General features: G+C 67.7%; 20 protein-coding genes. 7 read left to right on the top strand and 13 right to left on the bottom strand.

From position 1 onward, the window contains the following. Positions 1–150 precede the first annotated feature (150 nt). The 4 genes from PT015_RS03320 to PT015_RS03305 all read right to left on the bottom strand — a co-directional run bounded on the left by PT015_RS03320 (position 151) and on the right by PT015_RS03305 (position 2379). Complete coding sequence (locus tag PT015_RS03320; protein ID WP_285188788.1) at positions 151–435, bottom strand: WXG100 family type VII secretion target; 285 nt, start codon at positions 433–435, stop codon at positions 151–153. A gap of 31 nt (positions 436–466) precedes the next feature. Next, positions 467–763, bottom strand: a complete 297-nt coding sequence (locus PT015_RS03315) for a WXG100 family type VII secretion target (protein WP_285188787.1) — start codon at positions 761–763, stop codon at positions 467–469. Positions 764–831: 68 nt separating this feature from the next. Then, positions 832–2064, bottom strand: coding sequence for a PPE family protein (locus PT015_RS03310; protein WP_285188786.1), 1233 nt, complete (start codon positions 2062–2064; stop codon positions 832–834). A 15-nt stretch (positions 2065–2079) separates the two neighbouring features. Beyond that, complete coding sequence (locus PT015_RS03305) at positions 2080–2379, bottom strand: PE family protein (protein ID WP_285188785.1); 300 nt, start codon at positions 2377–2379, stop codon at positions 2080–2082. A gap of 780 nt (positions 2380–3159) precedes the next feature. Here PT015_RS03305 and PT015_RS03300 point away from each other — a divergent pair. The 3 genes from PT015_RS03300 (at position 3160) to PT015_RS03290 (ending at position 6432) form a co-directional block, all read left to right on the top strand. Further along, a complete protein-coding gene (locus tag PT015_RS03300) occupies positions 3160–3498 on the top strand; it encodes a gamma-glutamylcyclotransferase family protein (RefSeq protein ID WP_285188784.1) in 339 nt (112 codons plus the stop codon). 41 nt (positions 3499–3539) lie between these two features. Beyond that, positions 3540–5123: a purple acid phosphatase family protein gene (locus PT015_RS03295; RefSeq protein WP_285188783.1), complete on the top strand. Its 1584-nt coding sequence runs from the start codon at positions 3540–3542 to the stop codon at positions 5121–5123. Between the two features lie 79 nt (positions 5124–5202). Further along, positions 5203–6432, top strand: coding sequence for an acyl-CoA dehydrogenase family protein (locus PT015_RS03290; RefSeq protein WP_285188781.1), 1230 nt, complete (start codon positions 5203–5205; stop codon positions 6430–6432). Between the two features lie 16 nt (positions 6433–6448). On the opposite strand, the gene hisS is transcribed toward PT015_RS03290, so the two are convergent. Both hisS and PT015_RS03280 read right to left on the bottom strand, forming a co-directional pair. After that, positions 6449–7711 (bottom strand): histidine--tRNA ligase, encoded by a 1263-nt coding sequence (gene hisS, locus PT015_RS03285; protein ID WP_285188780.1) that lies wholly within the window; start codon positions 7709–7711, stop codon positions 6449–6451. Continuing rightward, positions 7708–8367 carry an MBL fold metallo-hydrolase gene (locus PT015_RS03280; protein WP_285188777.1) on the bottom strand — a complete coding sequence of 220 codons (660 nt, stop codon included), beginning with the start codon at positions 8365–8367 and terminating at the stop codon, positions 7708–7710. The genes hisS and PT015_RS03280 overlap by 4 nt, the downstream gene beginning before the upstream one ends. Positions 8368–8533: 166 nt before the next feature. Here PT015_RS03280 and PT015_RS03275 point away from each other — a divergent pair, with 166 nt between their 5' ends. Together PT015_RS03275 and PT015_RS03270 are read left to right on the top strand one after the other, a co-directional pair. After that, a complete protein-coding gene (locus tag PT015_RS03275; RefSeq protein WP_285188775.1) occupies positions 8534–9400 on the top strand; it encodes a peptidylprolyl isomerase in 867 nt (288 codons plus the stop codon). Next, positions 9400–10203 carry a peptidylprolyl isomerase gene (locus PT015_RS03270; protein ID WP_285188773.1) on the top strand — a complete coding sequence of 268 codons (804 nt, stop codon included), beginning with the start codon at positions 9400–9402 and terminating at the stop codon, positions 10201–10203. Before PT015_RS03275 ends, PT015_RS03270 begins: the two co-directional genes overlap by 1 nt. Here the strand turns inward: PT015_RS03270 and PT015_RS03265 are convergent. The 7 genes from PT015_RS03265 to yajC form a co-directional block, all read right to left on the bottom strand. Next, complete coding sequence (locus PT015_RS03265; protein ID WP_285190901.1) at positions 10186–11160, bottom strand: NAD-dependent epimerase/dehydratase family protein; 975 nt, start codon at positions 11158–11160, stop codon at positions 10186–10188. The two genes, PT015_RS03270 and PT015_RS03265, sit on opposite strands and share 18 nt — an antisense overlap. Before the next feature lie 33 nt (positions 11161–11193). Further along, a complete protein-coding gene (locus PT015_RS03260; RefSeq protein WP_285188771.1) occupies positions 11194–13566 on the bottom strand; it encodes a RelA/SpoT family protein in 2373 nt (790 codons plus the stop codon). A 46-nt stretch (positions 13567–13612) separates the two neighbouring features. Then, a complete protein-coding gene (locus tag PT015_RS03255; RefSeq protein WP_285188769.1) occupies positions 13613–14149 on the bottom strand; it encodes an adenine phosphoribosyltransferase in 537 nt (178 codons plus the stop codon). Beyond that, positions 14131–15795: an ABC transporter substrate-binding protein gene (locus tag PT015_RS03250; RefSeq protein WP_285188768.1), complete on the bottom strand. Its 1665-nt coding sequence runs from the start codon at positions 15793–15795 to the stop codon at positions 14131–14133. The genes PT015_RS03255 and PT015_RS03250 overlap by 19 nt, the downstream gene beginning before the upstream one ends. A gap of 4 nt (positions 15796–15799) precedes the next feature. Then, complete coding sequence (gene secF, locus PT015_RS03245) at positions 15800–17098, bottom strand: protein translocase subunit SecF (protein ID WP_285188766.1); 1299 nt, start codon at positions 17096–17098, stop codon at positions 15800–15802. Positions 17099–17102: 4 nt separating this feature from the next. Next, entirely contained in the window at positions 17103–19094 is a 1992-nt protein-coding gene (gene secD, locus PT015_RS03240) for a protein translocase subunit SecD (protein ID WP_285188762.1), read from the bottom strand. A 119-nt stretch (positions 19095–19213) separates the two neighbouring features. Next, entirely contained in the window at positions 19214–19534 is a 321-nt protein-coding gene (yajC, locus tag PT015_RS03235) for a preprotein translocase subunit YajC (protein WP_285188760.1), read from the bottom strand. A gap of 82 nt (positions 19535–19616) precedes the next feature. On the opposite strand from yajC, the gene PT015_RS03230 reads away from it, so the two are divergent. Further along, positions 19617–20288 carry a nitroreductase family protein gene (locus PT015_RS03230; protein WP_285188759.1) on the top strand — a complete coding sequence of 224 codons (672 nt, stop codon included), beginning with the start codon at positions 19617–19619 and terminating at the stop codon, positions 20286–20288. A gap of 72 nt (positions 20289–20360) precedes the next feature. Beyond that, positions 20361–20597 (top strand): hypothetical protein, encoded by a 237-nt coding sequence (locus PT015_RS03225; RefSeq protein WP_285188758.1) that lies wholly within the window; start codon positions 20361–20363, stop codon positions 20595–20597. The last annotated feature ends 103 nt before the right edge of the window (positions 20598–20700 follow it).

Here is a 20700-nt window from a genome sequence, read left to right as displayed (position 1 = left end):
ACGCGGCCGCGCGCCCCAGATTCGAACACGCGTGGGCCGCAGCACCCTACGACTGAGTACTCAACGACCACAGCAGAATTCAGCACCCATAACAAAACGCACCGGACATTCGATGTCCGGTGCGTTCCGACCCCGAAGGGGTGAAGAGCGTCAGGCCCAGCTGGACCCAACAGCCGAGTCGGTGCTCGACATGTTGTTGCCGGCGCTCTGCACCTTCTGGCCGTGGCTGTTCGCCTGCTCGTAGATGACCTGGAAGTTGCGACCCAACTGGGTGATGAACTCCTGGCACGCTACGGAACCCGAGCCGCCCCAGAAGTCACCGGCAGCCAGCACATCGCGGACGATGGCCTGGTGCTCGGCCTCCAGGGAAGCGGCCTGGGCGCGGATCAGCGCGCCGTGGGCATCCACGTCACCGAACTGGTAACTGATCGACATGACTGTTCTCCTAAGTAGTTTCGGTGATCGACTAGCTTGACAGGATCTGCTGCGAGGCCTGCTCTTGGCTCTCGTAGTGGTTGGCGTCGCGGATCAGTCCGTCACGGACCCCGTGCAACATGTTCACGATGTTGCGGAAGGCCGTGTTCATCTGGCCCATGGTGTCGTAGGACGTGGCCTGAGCGGTACCGCTCCAGCCGGCGCCGGCGATGTTGGTGCTCGACGCCCACATCTTGCGGGCCTCGTCCTCAACGGTCTGCGCGTGCACGTCGAAACGGCCCGCCATTGCCCGCATCTCGTGCGGGTCAGTCATAAAACGCGTAGGCATATCTATCTCCTTAGTTAGCTGACATGTCTTGGGTTAGTGCGTCCTGCAGCAAAGGCATCCCCCACTTCTCATCCGCCGGCCGGCGTGCGAGTCTCAACTTTCACGGACGCCGTCTTGGCGGCCTGCGTGCCCATGCCGCGCCCGTTGAGGGCACCCATGAGCGCTTGGGTGTACGGACTGGTCGGCGTTTGCGCCAACGACGCCACCGGCGCGGCGACGCTGTTGGCCGGCAGGATCGGTGCGGCGCGCACCATCTCCGGGGCGGACTGCGCCCAACCGTTCGGGACCGACAGCCCACCGAGCTTGCTGGCACCCGCCAGCTGCGCGGTGATCTGCGACCCGAAGCCGCGCATCTGACCCGAGATGCTCGCCAGCATCGCCTTCAACTTGGTGTCCATCAGCGTCTGGACCTCGGCAAGCATCGCCTGCTGGCCCGCCTGCATGGCCTCGCTGGCGCTCATCGAGTTGGCCAGGCTCATCAACATCTTGACGGGCATGCTCGCGAACGTGGTCAGGTAATACACGCCCTGGATGGGCAGCAGTGCACCGGCGGTCGAGGTAGCGACCGGCGCGCCCGCCGCCGCGGTGCCGGCCGTGCCCGCGCTCTGGGCGCCGGCCGGGGCGGCCGCCGTGCTGAGAAGACCGTTCGACGACGCGGTGTTGCTGGTCAGCGACGGGAACATGTTCTGCAGCGCGGTCACCAGGTTGGTGCTCGAATTGGTCAACGACTGTGCGGTCGACTGCGCGGCCGCGGCCGCGTTGGCCGAAGTGCCGCCGTCGCTGGGCGAGGGTGCCGGACTCTGCTGCGGCAGCACGACGGCCTGCTGCGCGGTCGTCGCGTAGGTGTCCATCGTCAGGCCGTCCTGGAACCACATCTCCATGTAGTGCGCTTCGGTGGCCATGATCGCCGGCGTGTTGATCCCCAGGAAGTTCGTCGCGACCAGCGCCGCCAGCAGTGCACGGTTGGCCGCGATCACCGCCGGCGGGACCGTGGCGGCAAACGCGCCCTCGTACGCCGCGGCGGCAAACGAGGCCTGAGCCGAAGTCTGCGCGGCCTGGCCGGCGGTGAGCGCCAGCCAGTCGACGTACGGCGCCGTCGCCGCGGCCATCCGAGCCGAGGACGGGCCCAACCAGCTGGCACCGGTCAGCTGTCCCAGCACCGCCTGATAGGAGGCGGCGGTGGACTCTAGATCCGCGGCCAGCTCACTCCACGCCGAGGCGGCCGCCATCAGCGGCCCCGACCCCGCGCCGCTGTACATCAACGCCGAGTTGAACTCCGGCGGAAACACCATGAAACTCATCGACCCAGGCCCCCCTTAGTCGGCAGCAGCTGCATTCGCCGCCTCGGTCAGCGCATACGCTCCCGCCCCGGAACGCAACGCGGCTACTACTTGCTCGTGCACCAGCGCCGCTTGCGCGGCAATCTGCTGATAGGCGGCGCCGTGCTTACCGAACTGCGCCGCGGTCATCGCGGAAACAATATCCGAAGCGGCCGGTGCCAGACCGGTAGTTGGCGTAGCCGCAGCGGCGTTTCGCGCCGCCATCGCATCGCCGATCCCCGCCAGACCGCCCGCGGCACCGGACAGATCTTCCGGTTGCGCAGTGACAAACGACACCGATCCTCCTTCAGACTGATGTCAGACCCTTGGCCGGCCGGCGATGAGTTAATGCAATTAACTAAACGTGAAGCGGGCGTGTGAGAGGTCTGACAGTTGCGCAATCTTAAATCACAAAAGCGCATCTTGTGCTGAGAAAAGCCAAAGAGACATTGCGCGGGCGACAATTTTTCCGGGCCTGCATACAGCGGGTTCCCAGGGACGATCGGTGGCTAGGAAACCACCCGGGCCCGAGGTGGCTATTGGGCGTCGACCAGTAGCTTGTTTTCCGCACTGGCCCCGACCGCGCGCGAACCGCATCGCGATCGTCCTCGGATGCGAATTCCCCCGCACGCCGGCAAAGCACGTCGCGCGGCTCCGGCTAACCGTCGGGCCTGCCGGACCGGCCGTAATGGCCTCGCCATCTTCATAATTGAGCTACCCGAGTCAGACCCGAGGGTCCGCGCCCCGGACTGGCCGCCACCTCGGCGCGGCGCGTGGGCGCGCTCCGTTCCACCCCTTCGCACCCGTCCCCCGTCACCGCCGACGACGCCGTCCCGAAGCCCCGCGCACCGGCAGTTCGCGGCCGTCAGAGAAAGGCGCGCCGACTATTGTGCGGATGTCGAGGATTGCAAACAGTTCGCGTCGTTATTAGGCAACTGACAGTGATCATGATTGGAATCTCGGGCGCATCTCAAAGCTGAGAAATAGCTGAAAAAAAGCGGCCTTTACCGCGCTTTCCGCGTGCCGTTCGGTGTCGCTGCGGTGGCGAACCGCGGCACGGGATGTTAGGTACCGTCAGTGACCCAGCTGCTGTTCTCCTATGGAACGCTCCGCCAACACGACGTCCAACGTGCCATATTCGGCCGCGAATTGGCCGGCTACCCCGACGCGGTCGTCGGCTACGAACTCCGGCACCTGACAATCACAGACCCGCAGGTCATCGCCGCGAGCGGCAGCGATCGGCATCCGATCCTGCGGCCGTCCAGCCGGCCGGACGCCCATATCGACGGAACCGTCTTCACGATCACTGGCGCGGATTTGGCCGCGGCCGACGCCTACGAGGTCGACGACTACCGCCGGATTTCGGTCCCGCTGCGGTCGGGTCCGCAGGCGTGGGTTTACGTATTCGCGGTCTAGCGTTCATCGGCCCTCAGCACAGCGAAAGGTAAGAAAGAAGCATGGTCGACGAGTCCCCACGGCAGGACACCTCGCCGCCGCGCATCACCCGCCGCACACTGTTGACGACGGGCGCGGCGACGACGCTCCTCGGCGCCGGCCTCGGCGCCGGCGGCGTCGCGCTGCTCGGGACGCCCGGTCGCGCTCCGAGCCTGTGGTCCCAGCCGACTCGCAGCGGCGCCCAGCCGGTGGGCGGCCTGCATCTGCAATTCGGCCGCGATGCGTCCTCGGAGGTCGTCGTCTCGTGGCACACGACCGACGCCGTCAGCAATCCGCGCGTCATGGCCGGGACCTCGACGGGCGGATTCGGCCGCACGGTGACCGCCGAAACGCGCACCTACCGGGACGCGAAATCGAAAACCGAGGTCCGGGTGCATCACGCCAGGCTCGACAACCTCGCCCCGGACACCGACTATGTGTACGCCGCGGTGCACGACGGCACCAACCCTGAGCTCGGCACCGTACGGACCGCCCCGTCCGGGCGAAGTCCGTTGCGATTCACGAGCTTTGGCGATCAGGCCACCCCGACGCTGGGCCGGCTGAACAAGAAGAGCTACGTCAGCGACAACCTGGGCTCGCCGGCGGCCGGCGATATCACTACCGCAATCGAGAAGCTCGGCCCGCTGTTCAACCTGGTCAACGGCGACCTCTGCTACGCCAACCTCGCACACGACCGCATCCGCACCTGGTCGGACTGGTTCGACAACAACACTCGCTCCGCGCGCTATCGCCCGTGGATGCCCGCGGCGGGCAACCACGAGAACGAATTGGGTAACGGCCCCATCGGATTCGCCGCCTACCAGACCTATTTCGCCCTGCCCGACTCGCGCTCCGACGGCGAGCTTCGCGGTCTGTGGTACTCCTTCACGGCCGGCTCGGTACGCATCATCAGCCTCAACAACGACGACATCTGCTATCAGGACGGCGGCAACACCTACGTGCACGGCTATTCCGGGGGCGCGCAAAAGCGTTGGCTGGAAACCGAACTCGCGAGCGCGCGTGCCGACAAGCGGGTCGACTGGGTGATCGTGTGCATGCACCAGACCGCGGTGTCGACGGCCGATCACACCAACGGCGCCGACCTGGGCATCCGGCAGGAATGGCTGCCGCTGTTCGACCGCTATCAGGTCGACCTCGTGGTCTGCGGTCACGAGCACCATTACGAGCGCACCCATCCACTGCGCGGCACCCAGGACACCGAGGCCAGGACGCCGATTCCGGTGTCCGACCACGGCGATGTCATCGACACGACCAAAGGGACCGTTCACGTGGTCATCGGTGGAGGCGGCACATCGTCACCGTCGAACGGCCTGTTCTTCCCGGAACCGCGCTGTCGGGTGGTCACCGGGCTGGGCTCCGACCTCGACTCGATCGGGCGCAAGAAGCCCGTTTACGTGGTCGAAGACGCGCCCTGGTCGGCATTCAGGGACGGCGAGCACCCCTACGGCTTCGTCGCGTTCGACGTCGACCCCGGATCGCCGGGTGGCAATACGACGATCAAGGCCACCCACTACGCCGTCACCGGGCCCTACGGCGCGATCAGCGAGGTCGAGCACTTCACCCTGACACGGCCCCGCGGCGGCTGAGCGGTACCCGAGCAAAGGCCCCCGACCTGCTGATAATGTCATTACCGCTTTTGGTTAATGAAACTCTCGGAGGCAGCTCATGACGGAGTCGGTGGCGGAGTTCGCCCAGCGGGCCCGGGTGTGGCTTGCCGACAACATGCCGCGCATCGCCGACCCGGGCAACCCGCCCTACGCCGATCGCGGCGAGGCCGACTCCTGGGAACACGTCCGCCGATTGCAGCGACGCCTGCACGACGGCGGGTTCGCCGGGATCTGTTTCCCGACCGAATACGGCGGCCTCGGTCTCGACATCGCCTACCAGAAGGCGTTCGACGACGAGAGCATCGACTACGAGATGCCGCTGATCCTCAACACGCCGACCTTCACCATCTGTTGCGCAACGATTCTCGACACCGGCAGCGAAGAGCAGAAGCGGCAACACATTTCGGGGGCCCTACGCGGTGACGAGGTGCTGGTCCAGTTGCTCTCCGAACCCAGCGGCGGCTCGGACCTCGCTGGGGTGATCACCCGCGCCGAGCGCCGCGGCGACAAGTGGATCATCAACGGCGCTAAGACCTGGAGCACCGGCGCCTTCGCCGCCGACTACGGCCTGTTGCTCGCCCGGACCAACTGGGACGTGCCCAAGCACGAGGGCCTGACGATGTTCCTGGCACCGCTGGACAGCCCGGGCATCACGCTGCGCCGCATCACACAGGTCAACGGCTCCACCGAATTCTGCGAGGAGTTCTTCGACGACCTCGAACTCGGCGACGACGCGGTGGTCGGTGAGGTCGACAAGGGCTGGGAGGTGGCCTCGCGTCAGCTCTACCACGAGCGCCGTGCGGTGGGCGGCGGCTCGGAATTCGCCAGTGGCAGCGGCGCCGAGAACAACCAGGAACAGGCGCCCGATTACCACGCGATGATTCGGGCGTCCGGTCTCGCCGACAACGAGCGGGTCCGCGAGCTGGCCGGTCGCGCGCTCACCCGACGGGCGGTGTGGGAGCAGCTGATCGACCACGTCTACCACGGCGTGCTGGACGGGTCACTGCCCGCGACCGGGGGCTCGCTGATCCGGCTGTTCCAGGCCGAGGAGGTACAGCTCGAGATCGACACCGCATTGGGCATCGCCGGCAGCGCCGGCGTCGTCGACGAGCCGGCCGATCTGATGTCGATCGGCGAACGCTACCTGTCGCGACAGACCGCGGCGCTCGGGGGCGGCACAACGGAGATGGCGCGCAACGTGATTGGCGAGCGCATCCTCGGCTTCCCCCGTGAATTCGCCGCCGACCGCGGGGTGCCGTTCAATCAGGTCAAACACGGCCGATCCTGATCACGAACCGGGCGTTCTAACGGTCGAGCCGCGACAACACCTCGGCCACAACGGCATCGGCCGCCACGTCGACCTGCTCCCCGGTCGTCAGGTCCTTGATGCCGATCGTCCCCGCCTCGATGTCGCGGTCGCCCGCCACCAGCGCCACCCGGGCGCCGGACCGGTCCGCCGCGCGCATCGCGCCTTTGAGGCCACGGTCGCCGTAGGCCAGGTCGACCCGCACCCCGGCCGCGCGCAGTTGCCCGGCCAGCACCGCCAGCCGCAACTTCGCCAATTCACCGAGCGGAGCCCCGAAGACGTCACACCGCGCCGTCGGACCGACGTCCTTGCCTTCGGCGCGCAGCGCCAGCAGCGCCCGGTCGACCCCGAGCCCAAACCCGATGCCGGACAAGTCTTGTCCGCCGAGTTGCCGCATCAATCCGTCGTAGCGACCGCCGCCGCCGATACCGGACTGCGCGCCCAGCCCGTCATGGACGAACTCGAAGGTGGTCTTGGTGTAGTAGTCAAGCCCGCGAACCATCCGCGGGTTGATGACATACGGCACGCCGAGCCCGTCGAGGTGGGCCAGCACGGTGTCGAAGTGTTGCTTGGCCGCGTCGGAGAGGTGGTCGAGCATCACGGGTGCATCGGCTGTCATCGCCTTGACCTCGGGCCGCTTGTCGTCGAGCACCCGCAGCGGATTGATCTCGGCGCGCTTACGCGTCTCTTCGTCGAGATCGAGATGAAAGAGGAAGTCCTGCAACAGTTCCCGGTATTGCGGCCGGCAGGTGTCGTCTCCCAGCGACGTGATCTCGAGGCGGAACCCGTCGAGGCCCAGCGAGCGGAACCCGGCGTCGGCGACGGCGATCACCTCCGCGTCGAGCGCGGGGTCGTCGACGCCGATGGCCTCTACGCCGACCTGCTGCAACTGGCGGTAGCGGCCCGCCTGCGGACGTTCGTAGCGGAAGAACGGGCCGGAGTAACAGAGCTTGACCGGCAGCGCGCCGCGGTCGAGGCCGTGCTCGATCACCGCTCGCACCACGCCGGCGGTGCCCTCCGGCCGCAGCGTCACCGAACGGTCGCCGCGGTCGGCGAAGGTGTACATCTCCTTCGACACCACATCCGTCGACTCCCCCACGCCACGGGCGAACAGCGCGGTGTCCTCGAAGATCGGCAGCTCGATGTCGCTGTAGCCGGCCAGACGTGCGGCGTTCAGCAGGCCGGACCGGACGGCGACGAACTGCGCCGACTCCGGCGGAACATAATCCGGGACGCCCTTGGGTGCGCTGAATTCACTCATCCAAGCCCCTCGATGAACGGGTTGAAGCGTCGCTCATCGCCGATGGTGGTGGCATTGCCGTGGCCCGGCAGCACCACGGTGGCGTCATCGAGCACCAGCAGCTTGTCGACGATCGAGCGCAGCAGGTCGCGGCCGCTGCCGCCGAACAGGTCGGTGCGCCCGACCGACCGCTGGAACAGCGTGTCGCCGGTGAACACCATTTCTTTGTCGCCACTGACCCGGAACGTCACCGAGCCGCGGGTGTGGCCCGGCGTGTGGTCCACGGTGACGCCGATCCCGGCCAGGTCGATCTTGTCGCCGTCGCGGTCGAGTTCGACGACCTGCTTGGGCTCGCGGAAGATCGCGGACATGAAGAGTTGCGCCAGCTTGGGCCCGAAGTCCTTGATCGGGTCGGTCAGCATGAAGCGGTCTTCGGGATGGATGTAGGTCGGGCAGCCGAATGTGTCGGAGACTTTCTGCGCCGACCAGATGTGGTCGATGTGGCCGTGGGTGAGCAGCACGGCGGCAGGTGTCAGCCGATTCGTGTCCAGGACGCGCCGCAATTGACCCATGGCCCGTTGGCCGGGGTCAACGACGATGGCGTCCGCCCCGGGGTGCGGTGCCAGCACGTAGCAGTTGCACTGCAGCAACCCGGCGGGGAATCCGGTGATCAACACGCTGTCCAGTTTCCCATCCAGGCGCGCCCGACGACGATGCGGCCTGCGGAGAGCGGGGCGCTGCGAAGTCGGGCCGTCGAACCCGACGACGGGTCGCGCCACCCTGATAGAGCGTGAACTGGCACACTCGTCGTGACCCAAGCCCGAGATCACGGAGGGACAGTCGGTGCCGAGCAACGAACAGCGACGAGCGTCAGCCAAGCGCAAATTGGAACGGCAGCTCGAACGCCGCGCCCAGCAAGCCCGTCGCCGCCGGACCCTGGCCATCATCGGAGGATCGGTCGCCGTGGTGATCGTGGCCGCCGCGGTCGGTGTCGTCGTCTTCAAGTCGAGCAATGACGACAAGAAGGCCTCGGCCGGCGCCGACACTTCGGCCACCTCCGCACCGAGCGTGACAGGTCCGCCGCTGCCGCCCTTCAAGGCGAACCCCGACATCGGCGCCAACTGCCAGTACCCGGCGGCCCAGCAGGCGGCCAAGGAGGTCAAGCCGCCGCGGACCGGCAAGGTTCCTACCGATCCCGCCCAGGTCAGTGTCAGCATGGTGACCAGCGAGGGCCACATCGGACTGCTGCTCGCGAACAACGAATCACCATGCACCGTCAACAGTTTCGCGAGCCTGGCGCAGCAGAAGTTCTTCGACGACACCAAGTGCCACCGGCTGACCACGGCACCGTCACTCGGGGTGCTGCAGTGCGGTGACCCCAGCGCCGACGGCACCGGCGGGCCCGGTTACCAATTCGCCAACGAATACCCGACCGACCAGTACCCACCGGGCGATCCGGCGTTGCAGCAGCCGGTCATCTACCCGCGGGGAACCATCGCGATGGCGAACAGCGGCCCGAACACCAACGGCAGCCAATTCTTCTTGGTGTACAAGGACTCTCAGCTGCCGCCGAACTACACAGTGTTCGGCAAGATCCAGCAGGACGGACTGTCCACCCTGGACAAGATCGCCAAGGGCGGCGTCGCCGGCGGCGGGTCGGACGGACCGCCGGCCACCGAAGTCACCATCAAGTCGGTGCTGCTGGACTGATGACGATGACCCTGAACCGCATCGCCGCGACGTTCGGCATCGTCGCCGTCGCCGTGACGCTCGCATCGTGCACCCACCACAAGTCCGGGTCCGCGCCCGCCGCCAGTTCGGCCAGCACCGCGGCGACCTCGACCAAGTCGTTGCCGCCGGCCGCGCCGGTGACGGGTCCGAAGCTGCCGCCGTTCTACCCCGGTCCTGCCGTGGGAGCGAACTGTCAGTACCCGCGGACCAGCGAGCCCGCCGGCAAGCAGGCTGCGCCGCCACCCGCCGGCAAGGCGTCGACCGAACCGGCGCAGATCGGCCTGACCATCGTCACCGACCGCGGCCGGATCGGATTGCAGCTCGCCAACAACGAATCACCCTGCACGGTCAGTAGTTTCGTGAGCCTGGCACAGCAGGCCTACTTCGACAACACCGAATGCCATCGACTCACCACGGCGAGGGCGTTGTCGGTGCTGCAGTGCGGCGACCCCAAGGGCGACGGTACCGGAGCCCCGGGCTACGAATTCGCCAACGAATACCCGACCATCCAGTACCCCCCGGGCGAACCGGCGCTGCAGCAGCCCGTCGTGTATCCGCGGGGCACCTTGGCGATGGCCAACGCCGGACCCGGGACCAACGGCAGCCAGTTCTTCATGGTCTATCGGGATTCGCTGCTGCCGCCCAACTACACGATTTTCGGCACCATCACCCCGGCCGGGCTGGCCATCATCGACAAGGTCGCGGCGGACGGTGTGGCCGGCGGCGGCGACGACGGCAAGCCGGCCACCGAGGTCGCGATCACCTCAGCCCGCCGGGACTGATCCCACGTAGTGGTGCGCCGCGCGCCGGATCGAGTCCTCGGTCGGCGCCGGATGCCAGCCGAGTTCGCGGGTCGCCTTGGCGTGACTGGCCGGCGAGGTCAGCTCCACCAGCCGGGCGCTTTGCCGGCTCATCGGAAAGTCCTTGCGCAGCAACGCCCCCAGCGCGTCGTTGACCCAGCCGAGGCCGTACATCAGCGCCATCGGGACGCCCAGGCGCGGCGGGCGGGCGCCGACCGCCCGCGCGGCGACCGTCACCAGTTCGCGCTGCGACATGTAGCGCTCGGAGAGGATGTAGCGTTCACCGATCCGGCCGCGCTGGCCGGCCAGCAGCATCCCCTCGGCCGCGTCGTCGATGCCGACCACCTCTGATCCGACGTCGCGCACGTAGAACGGCAGCTTGCCCTGCGCCGCCAGCTTGACGAACATCCCCTGTCGCGGTTGCAAATCCGGCGGTCCGTAGGGGTTGGAGACGTTGGTCACCACGGCGGGCAACCCGTGCTCGGTGGCGTAGGACAGCACCAAATGCTCGGCGGCACGGCGTGATTCGACATAACTGCCGGCTTTGTCGGCCCAGTTGAATGGCGTGTCCTCGTCGACGGTTTCGCCGTTGAGTCCGACGGCGATGGTGCCGATGGTGCTCAGAAACACAAAGCGCTGCAGCTTCGCCCGCACCGCGACGTCGAGCACATGGCGCAGCGCCTCGACATTGGTCGCGAACAGCGGTGCGGGATCGCGCAACTCCGCACGGGTGTCGACGACGCAGTAGTAGACCACCTCGCGGTCCGCCATCGCGGCGGCAACGGCCGCGGCGTCGACCAGGTCGCCGTAATGGCGTTCGATGTCGAGGCCGTCGATCCCTGTGGTGGAACTCGATTTTCGCAGCAGCACCCGGACGTCGGCTCCGCCGGCGGCGAGGTGGCGGGTCACGCAGGCACCGACGTTGCCGCTGGCACCCATGACCAGCGCCCGCTGCCCGGCTACCGTCACGTGTCAGGCCGCTGACGTCACGCGGTAGACGTCGTACACGCCTTCTACATTGCGGACGACGTCGAGCAGATGCCCCAGGTGTTTGGGGTCGCCCATCTCAAAAGTGAAGCGGCTGATCGCGACTCGGTCACCCGCGGAAGTGGTCACCGACGCCGACAGAATGTTGACCCGTTCGTCGGCCAGCACACGAGTGACGTCGGACAGCAGTCGGTGCCGGTCGAGCGCCTCGACCTGTATGGCCACCAGGAACACCGACGAGGGCGACGGCGCCCAGTGCACCTCGATGATGCGCTCGGACTGCTGCTGCAACGAGGTGGCATTGGTGCAGTCGGTCCGGTGCACGCTGACTCCCCCTCCGCGCGTGACGAATCCGAGGATCTCGTCGCCGGGCACCGGTGTGCAGCACTTTGCCAGCTTCGTCAGCACTCCCGGGGCGCCGGGCACCGACACCCCGACATCGTCACTGCGCGGCCGGCGCGGGATGGTCGTCAGCGTCGAGCGCTCGGCCAGATCCTCCTCGGCCTGGTCGATGCCGCCGAGTTCGACGAGCAGGCGCTGCACAACATGCTTGGCCGAGATATGACCCTCGCCCACCGCCGTGTAGAGCGCCGAGACATCCGCGTAGTGCAACTCGTTGGCCACCGCGGACATCGATCCACCGCTGACCAAGCGCTGCAACGGAAGTCCGCCGCGGCGCACTTCCCGGGTGATCGCGTCCTTGCCGGTCTCGAGCGCCTCTTCGCGACGCTCCTTGGCGAACCACTGCCGGATCTTGGTCTTGGCGCGCGGCGAGACCACGAACTGCTGCCAGTCACGCGACGGGCCGGCGCTGGCCGCCTTGGAGGTGAATACCTCGACCACTTCGCCGTTTTCGAGCTGACGTTCCAGCGCCACCAAGCGGCCGTTGACGCGGGCGCCGATACAACGGTGGCCCACCTCGGTGTGCACCGCGTAGGCGAAGTCCACCGGCGTGGATCCGGCGGGCAGCGTGATGACGTCACCCTTGGGGGTGAAGACGAAGATCTCCTGCACCGCAAGGTCGTAACGCAGCGACTCGAGGAATTCGCCGGGGTCGGCGGCTTCCCGCTGCCAGTCGAGCAGCTGGCGCATCCAGGCCATGTCGTCGATCTCGGCCGACGCCGTCAGGTGCGGAACCCCGTTGCGGCCCTTGGTTTCCTTGTAGCGCCAGTGCGCAGCGATGCCGTACTCCGCGGTGCGGTGCATGTCGCGGGTGCGGATCTGCACCTCTAGCGGCTTACCCTCGGGCCCGACGACAGTGGTGTGCAACGACTGGTAGACCCCGTAGCGCGGCTGGGCGATGTAGTCCTTGAACCGGCCGGCCATCGGCTGCCACAGCGAATGCACCACGCCGACAGCGGCATAGCAGTCGCGGATCTCCTCGCACAGGATGCGTAGGCCGACCAGGTCGTGGATGTCGTCGAAGTCGCGGCCTTTGACGATCATCTTCTGGTAAATCGACCAGTAATGCTTGGGCCGGCCCTCGACCACCGCGTTGATCTTGGATCCGGTGAGCGTGGCGATGATCTCGGCGCGGACCTTGGCCAGGTATGTGTCGCGCGACGGCGCCCGGCCGGCGACGAGTCGCACGATCTCCTCGTACTTCTTCGGGTGCAGGATTGCGAAGGACAGATCCTCCAACTCCCACTTCACCGTGGCCATCCCGAGCCGATGTGCCAGCGGCGCAATGACTTCCAGCGTCTCGCGCGCCTTACGGGCCTGCTTCTCCGGCGGCAGGAAACGCATGGTCCGCATGTTGTGCAGCCGGTCGGCCACCTTGATCACCAGCACCCGCGGGTCGCGGGCCATCGCGGTGATCATCTTGCGGATGGTCTCGCCCTCCGCGGCGCTGCCCAGCACGACCTTGTCCAGCTTGGTCACCCCGTCAACGAGGTGGCCGACCTCGTCGCCGAAGTCCGTCGACAGCGCCTCCAGGGTGTAGCCGGTGTCTTCGACGGTGTCGTGCAGCAGGGCGGCCACCAATGTGGTGGTATCCATGCCCAATTCGGCGAGGATGTTGGCGACCGCCAGCGGGTGGGTGATGTAGGGATCGCCGGAGTGCCGCAACTGGTCGGCGTGTCGCCGTTCGGCCACCTCGAAGGCCCGCTGCAACAACGCCAGGTCGGCCTTGGGGTAGATCTCGCGGTGGACCGCGACGAGCGGTTCGAGGACGGGGCTGACCGCGCTGCGCTGTGCGGTCATGCGACGCGCCAGCCGGGCACGGACCCGGCGGGACGCGCTGCTGGGGGCCTTGAGACCGATGCCCTGCTCGTTCGCCGCAGGCGCGGCGGACGGAAGATCGGCAAGCTTCAGCGGTTCGGTGGGCGGCTGTATCGCCGTTCCCTTGTCCTCTGCCACGCTGCTCACCTCCGAGGCTCCAGGATAACGTCCGTCGCGGAGGTCGCTAGAGAATCGCGACGCTGTGCACGGGCAACGGGGCGACCCGGTCGCGGCCGCCCAGACCGGCGAGTTCGATCACCACCACGGCCGTCGTCACCCGCGCACCCGCCTTTTCGAGCAGCCGATGGGCCGCGACCACGGTGCCGCCGGTGGCCAGCACGTCGTCCACGAGCACCACCGTGCGACCGGTCAACTCGATCCCGTCGGCCGGCAGCTCGAGGTTCGCGCTGCCGTACTCGAGCTGATAGCTCTCGGCGAGCACTGGCGGTGGCAGCTTGCCGCCCTTACGAATCGCCAGCACGCCGGTGCCGAGCCGGATGGCCAACGCCCCGCCCAGCAGAAATCCACGCGCGTCGATACCGGCAACCAGGTCGGCGCCGGCGGCGACCTCGGCAAATTCGTCGGTGATCGCGGCCAGGCTGCGCGCATCGGCGAGCACCGGCGTCAGGTCCTTGAATTGGATTCCCGCCGAAGGGAAGTCGGCGACCTGCCGGGTGAGCGCGGCGACCAGGTCGGCTGCCGTCACCGCACCAGGACCCATCGGTCCATGTTCCAGCCGGCGCCCCAGCGGCTCGGGTTGGCGCCGACGGCGTACATCTTCTTCGACGTCAGCAGGGTGCGCTGCTGGCGGTACAGCGGCAGCGTCGGCATGCCGGCCCACAGCACGGGCGCGCTCTCGCTCAACAGCCGGACGAGGTCGGCGGGGTCGGCCGAGACCGCGAGCGAAGCAATGATCCCGTCGATCTGTCCGTTGGTGTAGCCGGATGCGTTGTTGCCGTTGCCGGTGTGCAGGTCGTAGGCGTCCATGGCCGACGAACCGGTCGATCCGCTACCGGTGGCGCCGCCGGTGCTGGCCAGCAGCACATCGATCTTGCCCTCCTTGAGCGCCTGCGGGCCGACCGAGTCGGACGTGACGTCGGAGACCGTGATGCCGGCCGGACCGCAGGCCTTGGCGATCGCGCCGACGATGGCCGCCAGCCGCGCGTTGGGGCCCCGGTAGCCGATGCGCACGGGCAGCGGCTTGTTCTTCAGTTCGGCGCGCGCCGCCACCGGGTCGGCCTTCACGAAAGGGGCTGCCTGCGGGACGTTCTCGGCCTGGCCGATGGCGTCGTCGGCGGCGGTGTGCAGCCGCGCGTTGGCGATCGGCGCCTGCGCGTCGCGGGCGATCACGTCGCGCGGCGTGCACAGTGCGACCGCCCGGCGGGCCGCGATGTCGGCAAGCGGGCCGCTCGGCGCGAAGATCAATTGCTCGATGCCGTCGGACGCGGCGTCGGTGCGCCGAAAGGTGTCGGGGGTCGCGAGGGCCCCCGAGGATCCGGCGGCGACGTCGACCACGTCGGCGCTCTTGGCGTTCACCCGGTCCTGGATGTCGGCCTTCTGCGGCCACACCGTGACCCGCTTGGTCATCGGCTTTGCGCCCCACCATTTGTCGTTGGCGACCAGAACCACCGCGCCACCGTCCAGCACCGATTCGACCTTGTACGGCCCCGATGACGGGAAGTGTTTGGCGATGATGCCGGATTCGATGCCCGACTTCAGGTTCCAGGTGGTGTTCCACGTCTGCGCGATACGCGCAACGACCGGCTGGTTGTTGCCCAGCAGCGCGGCGGTGACGTCAACGCCGAGCTCCTCGGCGATGACGTGCGACGGCAGGATCGAGGTCGCAGTGAACAGCTGGTTGTAGTCGACGATGTTGCGGTCGGGCGCGAACGACACCCGCGCCTTCTTCTGCCCCGGTTGGCAGTCGATCGAGGTGACGTCGACGTAGCCGGCCTGGCTGGCCGCGTCGAAGCCGGGAAACCGGCCCGACTGTGCGGCCCACGTCAGCACCAGGTCGTCGCAGGTGACCGGCTTGCCGTCGGAATACACGGCGTTGTCGGCGATTTGATAATCCAGCACCAACGGCGAGCCGCCGACCATCGAGATCGAGCCGAAGTCGTGGTCGGCGACGACCTGACCGTCGGGCCCGTGGTAGCCGAACCCGGTCAGCGTGCGGGCAAAGGCCTGCGCGCCCGCGGACGCCGCGCCGCCGACGGTGTTGGTGTTGTAGGAGTCCAGCGCGCCGTCGACGATGTAGTCGACCTGTCCCGCGGCGCTTCCCGAGCACGCCGTCAACAATCCCGGCGCGGCGGCGGCAAACACGACCACCAGACAGCTGGCGGCCGCCCGCCGACGCCAGGCCTTCATCGGGTCAGCGCTTGTTCTGCTTGCCGGTCGGGCGCGAATGACGGCCCGCGGAATGCCGTGCCGGACGCGCGCCGGGAACAGGCTTGCTCGGCGCCGGCGTGCCGCTGTCGACCGCGGACGCGCGATCGTCGTCGCCCGACTCGGCGCGCACCCGGACCCGCTCCGGAGCCTTCGCTCCCTTGTCGGCGGCCTTGCCGCCCGAATCCGGTCCGCGTCGCCGCAGTACCCGCCGCGTGTGCGTCTGTACCAGTTCGGTGCGCTCACGCAACGTGACCAGCAGCGGCGTCGCGAAGAAGATCGACGAGTAGGTACCGACGATGATGCCGACCAGCTGCACCAGGGCCAGGTCCTTCAGCGTGCCGACGCCCAGCAGCCAGACCGCGACCACCATCAGCGCCAACACCGGCAGCGTCGAGATCAGGCTGGTGTTGATCGATCGCATGAACGTCTGGTTGACGGCGAGGTTGGCCTCCTCGGCGAAGGTGCGCCGAGTCGTGTGCTGGAAACCGTGGGTGTTCTCCTCGACCTTGTCGAACACAATGACCGTGTCGTACAGCGAGAAGCCCAGGATCGTCAGCAGACCGATCACCGTGGCCGGCGTGACTTCGAATCCGACCAGCGAATAGATGCCGGCGGTGACGGCCAGGTCGAACACCATCGTTATCAGGGCTGAGATCGCCATGAAACGCTCGTAGCGCACGGTGATGTAGAGGCTGACCAGCGCCAGGAACACCACCAGCGCGATGACCGCCTTCTTGGTGATCTGCCCGCCCCATGTCGACGACACCGCCGAATCCGAAATGGCCTTCTTGCTCGGCTGCCCGTCAGAACCCTTGGGGTGGTACTTGTCGAACAGCGCGTTGCGCAGCTTCTCGGTCTTGTCGTTGGACAGCGCCTCCGACCGAATCTGCACGGTCGCCGCCGACCCGCTGCCCACGACCACCACGGTCTCCGGGTCGTGGCCCAGCGCCTCGCGGAACACCTCCTCGACCTGGCTCACGGTCGCGGTCCCGCGCGGGAACGACACCGTGGTACCACCCTTGAAGTCGATCCCGAAGGTGAAGCCGCGCACCAGAATGCTCAGAATCGCGACGGCGACGATCGCCCCGCTGACCGCGTACCAGAGCTTCCGCCGCCCGACGACCTCGAACGCACCGGTACCGGTGTAGAGGCGAGACAGGAAGCTGTGGTGCGGCAAGGTTGCGGCGTCGCTGCCGCTCGCCCGGACCGGCCGCGCGGTCTCTTTGCTGAGCTCGACGGCCGTCGTGTCGTCAGTGCCGGTGGTGTCCGCGTTCGACGCCATCTCGCTACCCCCGCCCCGTCGCGTTGGCCCCGGCGGTCGCGGCACGCCGCTCCCGCGCGATCTGCTGGACCGCGCCCAGGCCGTTGAATGCCGGCTTCGCCAGCGTCTTGGAATTGCCGGCCAGCGAGACCAGCGGCCAGGTCACCAGGAACACCACGACGGTGTCGAGTGCGGTGGTGAGCCCGAGTGTGAACGCGAAGCCCTTGACCTGACCGATCGCCAGGAAGTACAGCACTGCGGCGGCGAGGAAGGTGACGGCGTTGCCCGACAGAATCGTCTTGCGGGCCCGCCCCCAGCCGCGCGGGATCGCCGACCGGAACGACTTGCCTTCGCGCATCTCGTCTTTGATGCGCTCGAAGAACACCACGAACGAGTCGGCCGTCGTCCCGATACCGATGATCAGACCCGCGATGCCGGCCAGGTCGAGTGTGTAGTTGATGTATCTGCCGAGCAGCACGAGTATGGCGAAAATCATTGCGCCAGAAGCCAACAGCGACACCGCGGTCAGCACTCCGAGGGCCCGGTAGTACAGCAGCGAGTACAGCAACACCAGCGCGAGGCCGATCGCACCGGCGATCAGACCCGCCCGCAACGACGTCAATCCCAGTGTCGCCGAAACGGTTTGGGCTTCCGATGCCTCGAACGACAGCGGCAGCGAGCCGTACTTGAGGACGTTGGCCAGCTCCTTGGCCGAGCTCGCCGTGAACGGCGGGTCACCCCCGTTGATCTGGGTGCGTCCACCTGGGATGGCCTCCCGGATCTGCGGCGCGCTGACCACCTGCGAGTCCAGCGTGAACGCGGTTTGCGTGCCGATGTGCGCGGCGGTGAAGTCGGCCCAGGTGTTGGCCGCTCCGCTCTTGAACTGCACGTCGACGATGTAACCGCCGCTGCGCTGATCCATCCCCGAACTGGCGTTGTCGATCTGGTCGCCGCTGATGATCGACGGCGCCAGCAGATAGGCCTGCTTGTGCTCCTTGTCGCAGGTCACCAGGGGCAGGTTCGGGTCGTCATTGCCGGCCAGGATGTCTTCCTGGAAGCACCGGGTGGCCTCGAACTGCAGCGCCAGGAACTGCACGCCCTTGTTCGAGCTCTGCCGCCACTCCCGCTCCTTGGCGATGCGTTCGGCGAGGTCCTTGCGCGGGTCCGGCGGACCCGGCTGAATCGGCGGCAGCAGCGGCGGCGCGGGCTCTGCGGGCGGCGCGGGCGCCGGTCCCGATGCCGGAGACTGCTGTCCGGTCGGTGAGACCGCGGGCGTGGGCGGCGTCGGAGTAGGCGTGGAGGGCGCGTCCACCGGGTAGGGCCGGGGCTGCGCCGGGACGCCGCCGGTGTCGGGCAGCAGCGGCAGATCGCCCGGGAAGCCCGAGCCGAAGCCGGGGTCCAGCGCGGGCCCGGGTGCCGGAACTCCACCGGGCCCGGGAGCGCCGGGTGCGGGGGCACCGGGCGGAATCAGACCCGGCTGGCCGCCGGGAACACCGGGCCGGGCCCCGGGTGCGGGCGCGCCGGGGATCGCGCCGGGCGGCGGTCCACCCGGTGCACCGGGTACCTGACCGCGTGGCCCCATCGGACCGCGCGGCGGCTGGGGCAGCCGGGGACCACCCTGCTGGGCGACGCTCTCCACGGGCAGGGCGTTGATGACGGGACGGATATAGAGGCGGGCCGTCTGGCCGAGGTTGCGCGCCTCGTTGCCATCGGTGCCGGGAACGGTGATGACGAGGTTGTCGCCGTCGACAATGACCTCGGAACCAGATACCCCCAGGCCATTGACGCGGGCGCCGATGATCTGCTGCGCCTGCGAGAGCGCTTCGCGGGTCGGCCGAGAGCCGTCCGGCGTACGTGCGGTCAGCGTGACCCGGGTGCCGCCCTGCAGATCGATGCCGAGCTTCGGGTCGGCCAGCTTGTTGCCGGTGAGGAACACCAGGAGGTAGGCGCCGATGAGCAGGACCAAGAAGACCGCGAGATAGCGGCTAGGGTGCACCGGCGTCGATGGCGATGCCACGTGTTGAGTCTCCTCCGCTCATGCGCGATGCGCTCGTGTGCAGATCGTCCCCCGCCGTTCGCTTTCGCGCCCCGATCAGTTCGACTGCACCGAAAAGGGTACGTGGCGGGCGGTCGACCTCAGTCGTTGGGCAGTCGGCCCGGGTCGTCGGCCAGATCGTCGGCGTCGGCGTCGAGGATTTCGGGTTCGACGCGACTCGCAATCGCGAGCTTGACCCAGGTCGTGATGATGCCGGGGGCGATTTCGAGGTCGACCGTGTCGTCGGTGATGAGGGCGATGGTGCCGTGCAAACCCGAGGTGGTCTGCACCCGGTCGCCGATCGTCAGCGATTCGTGCAGGTCGATGGTGGCTTGCAGCGCGCGCTTCTGGCGGCGCGACGCGAAGAACATGAACGCCCCCAAGACGATCAGCATCGGCAGGAAGACAACCGTTTGATTCATGAGGGCAGAGATCTCTTTCGTCGAGGTCGGATGACGGTCACCAGTGTGCCATCAGGCCGACTCGATACTCGATCATTGACCGATGGACCTCACTGAAGCGTTGCGCACGACCGGGGCTGTGCGCGACTTCACCGATCGATCGGTCGACGACGCCGTGCTGGCGCGGGTGCTGGACAACGCACGCTTCGCGCCAAGCGGAAGTAACGCACAAGCGTGGCGTGTGGTGGTGGTCAAAGACCCGGACAACCGCCGCCGGCTGCGGGAGTGCTACCTGCAGGGCTCGCGGGAATACCTGGCGCTCGCGGCGGCCGGCCTGCGACCTTGGTCGCCGACCAACGACCGCGAGGCGGAGGCGCGCGCATTGGCCACCGAAAACACCGCCGCGCCACAGGGTTTCGCGCAGCAATTCGACGAGACACCGGTGCTACTGGCGCTGTTCGCCGACCTGTCGATGCTGGCCGCCATCGACCGCGACGCCGATCGCTATACGTTCGCCGCGGGGGCGTCGATCTATCCGTTCGCCTGGAACGTTCTGCTGGCGGCGCGGGAAGAGGGTCTGGGCGGGGTGATCACCACGATCGCGATTCGGCGGGAGGCTCAGGTGAAAGACATTCTGGGAGCGGCGGACCCGTTGGCGCTCGCCGCGATCATTGCGCTGGGCTATCCGGTCCGGCAGCCTCGCCGACTTCGCCGCGAACCCGTGACCTCCTTTGTTACGGTCGATTCGATCGACGGCCCGGTCTTCGAGGTTTAGACCGAGTCGGAACGTGGCAAGAGTGTTGGACTGTTTTCAGTGCATTCACAGTGGCTATCGAGGAGGTCCGAAGTGAAGAACCTTATTGGGCGGTTGGCGAGCGCGGTCGCGCTTGTCGGGGCGGCCGTGGCGTTCGCAGCACCGGCCGTGGCTGACCCGCCGAATTGCGAGGCCGGTCAGTACTTTGACGGCTACCGAAACACATGTCAGCCGATCGGCGTGGGTCCGGCGAAGAACTGTCCTCCGGGGCAGTGGTGGGACCCCAACGGCGACGTCTGCCGCGAGCTCGGACACACCGCGGCCGGCTGATCCACCCCTCGTCACCGGCGTTCGGCGCGGCCGCGGGTTCACCCGCTCGACATGCCCCCTCGCCGCGGTGCGGCTGGGAGGTGCCCCCACGTCGAGCCTCGCG

Source organism: Candidatus Mycobacterium wuenschmannii (assembly GCF_030252325.1).
In the GTDB taxonomy this organism is placed as follows: domain Bacteria; phylum Actinomycetota; class Actinomycetes; order Mycobacteriales; family Mycobacteriaceae; genus Mycobacterium; species Mycobacterium wuenschmannii.
This window is presented reverse-complemented; position numbering and strand designations above follow the sequence as displayed.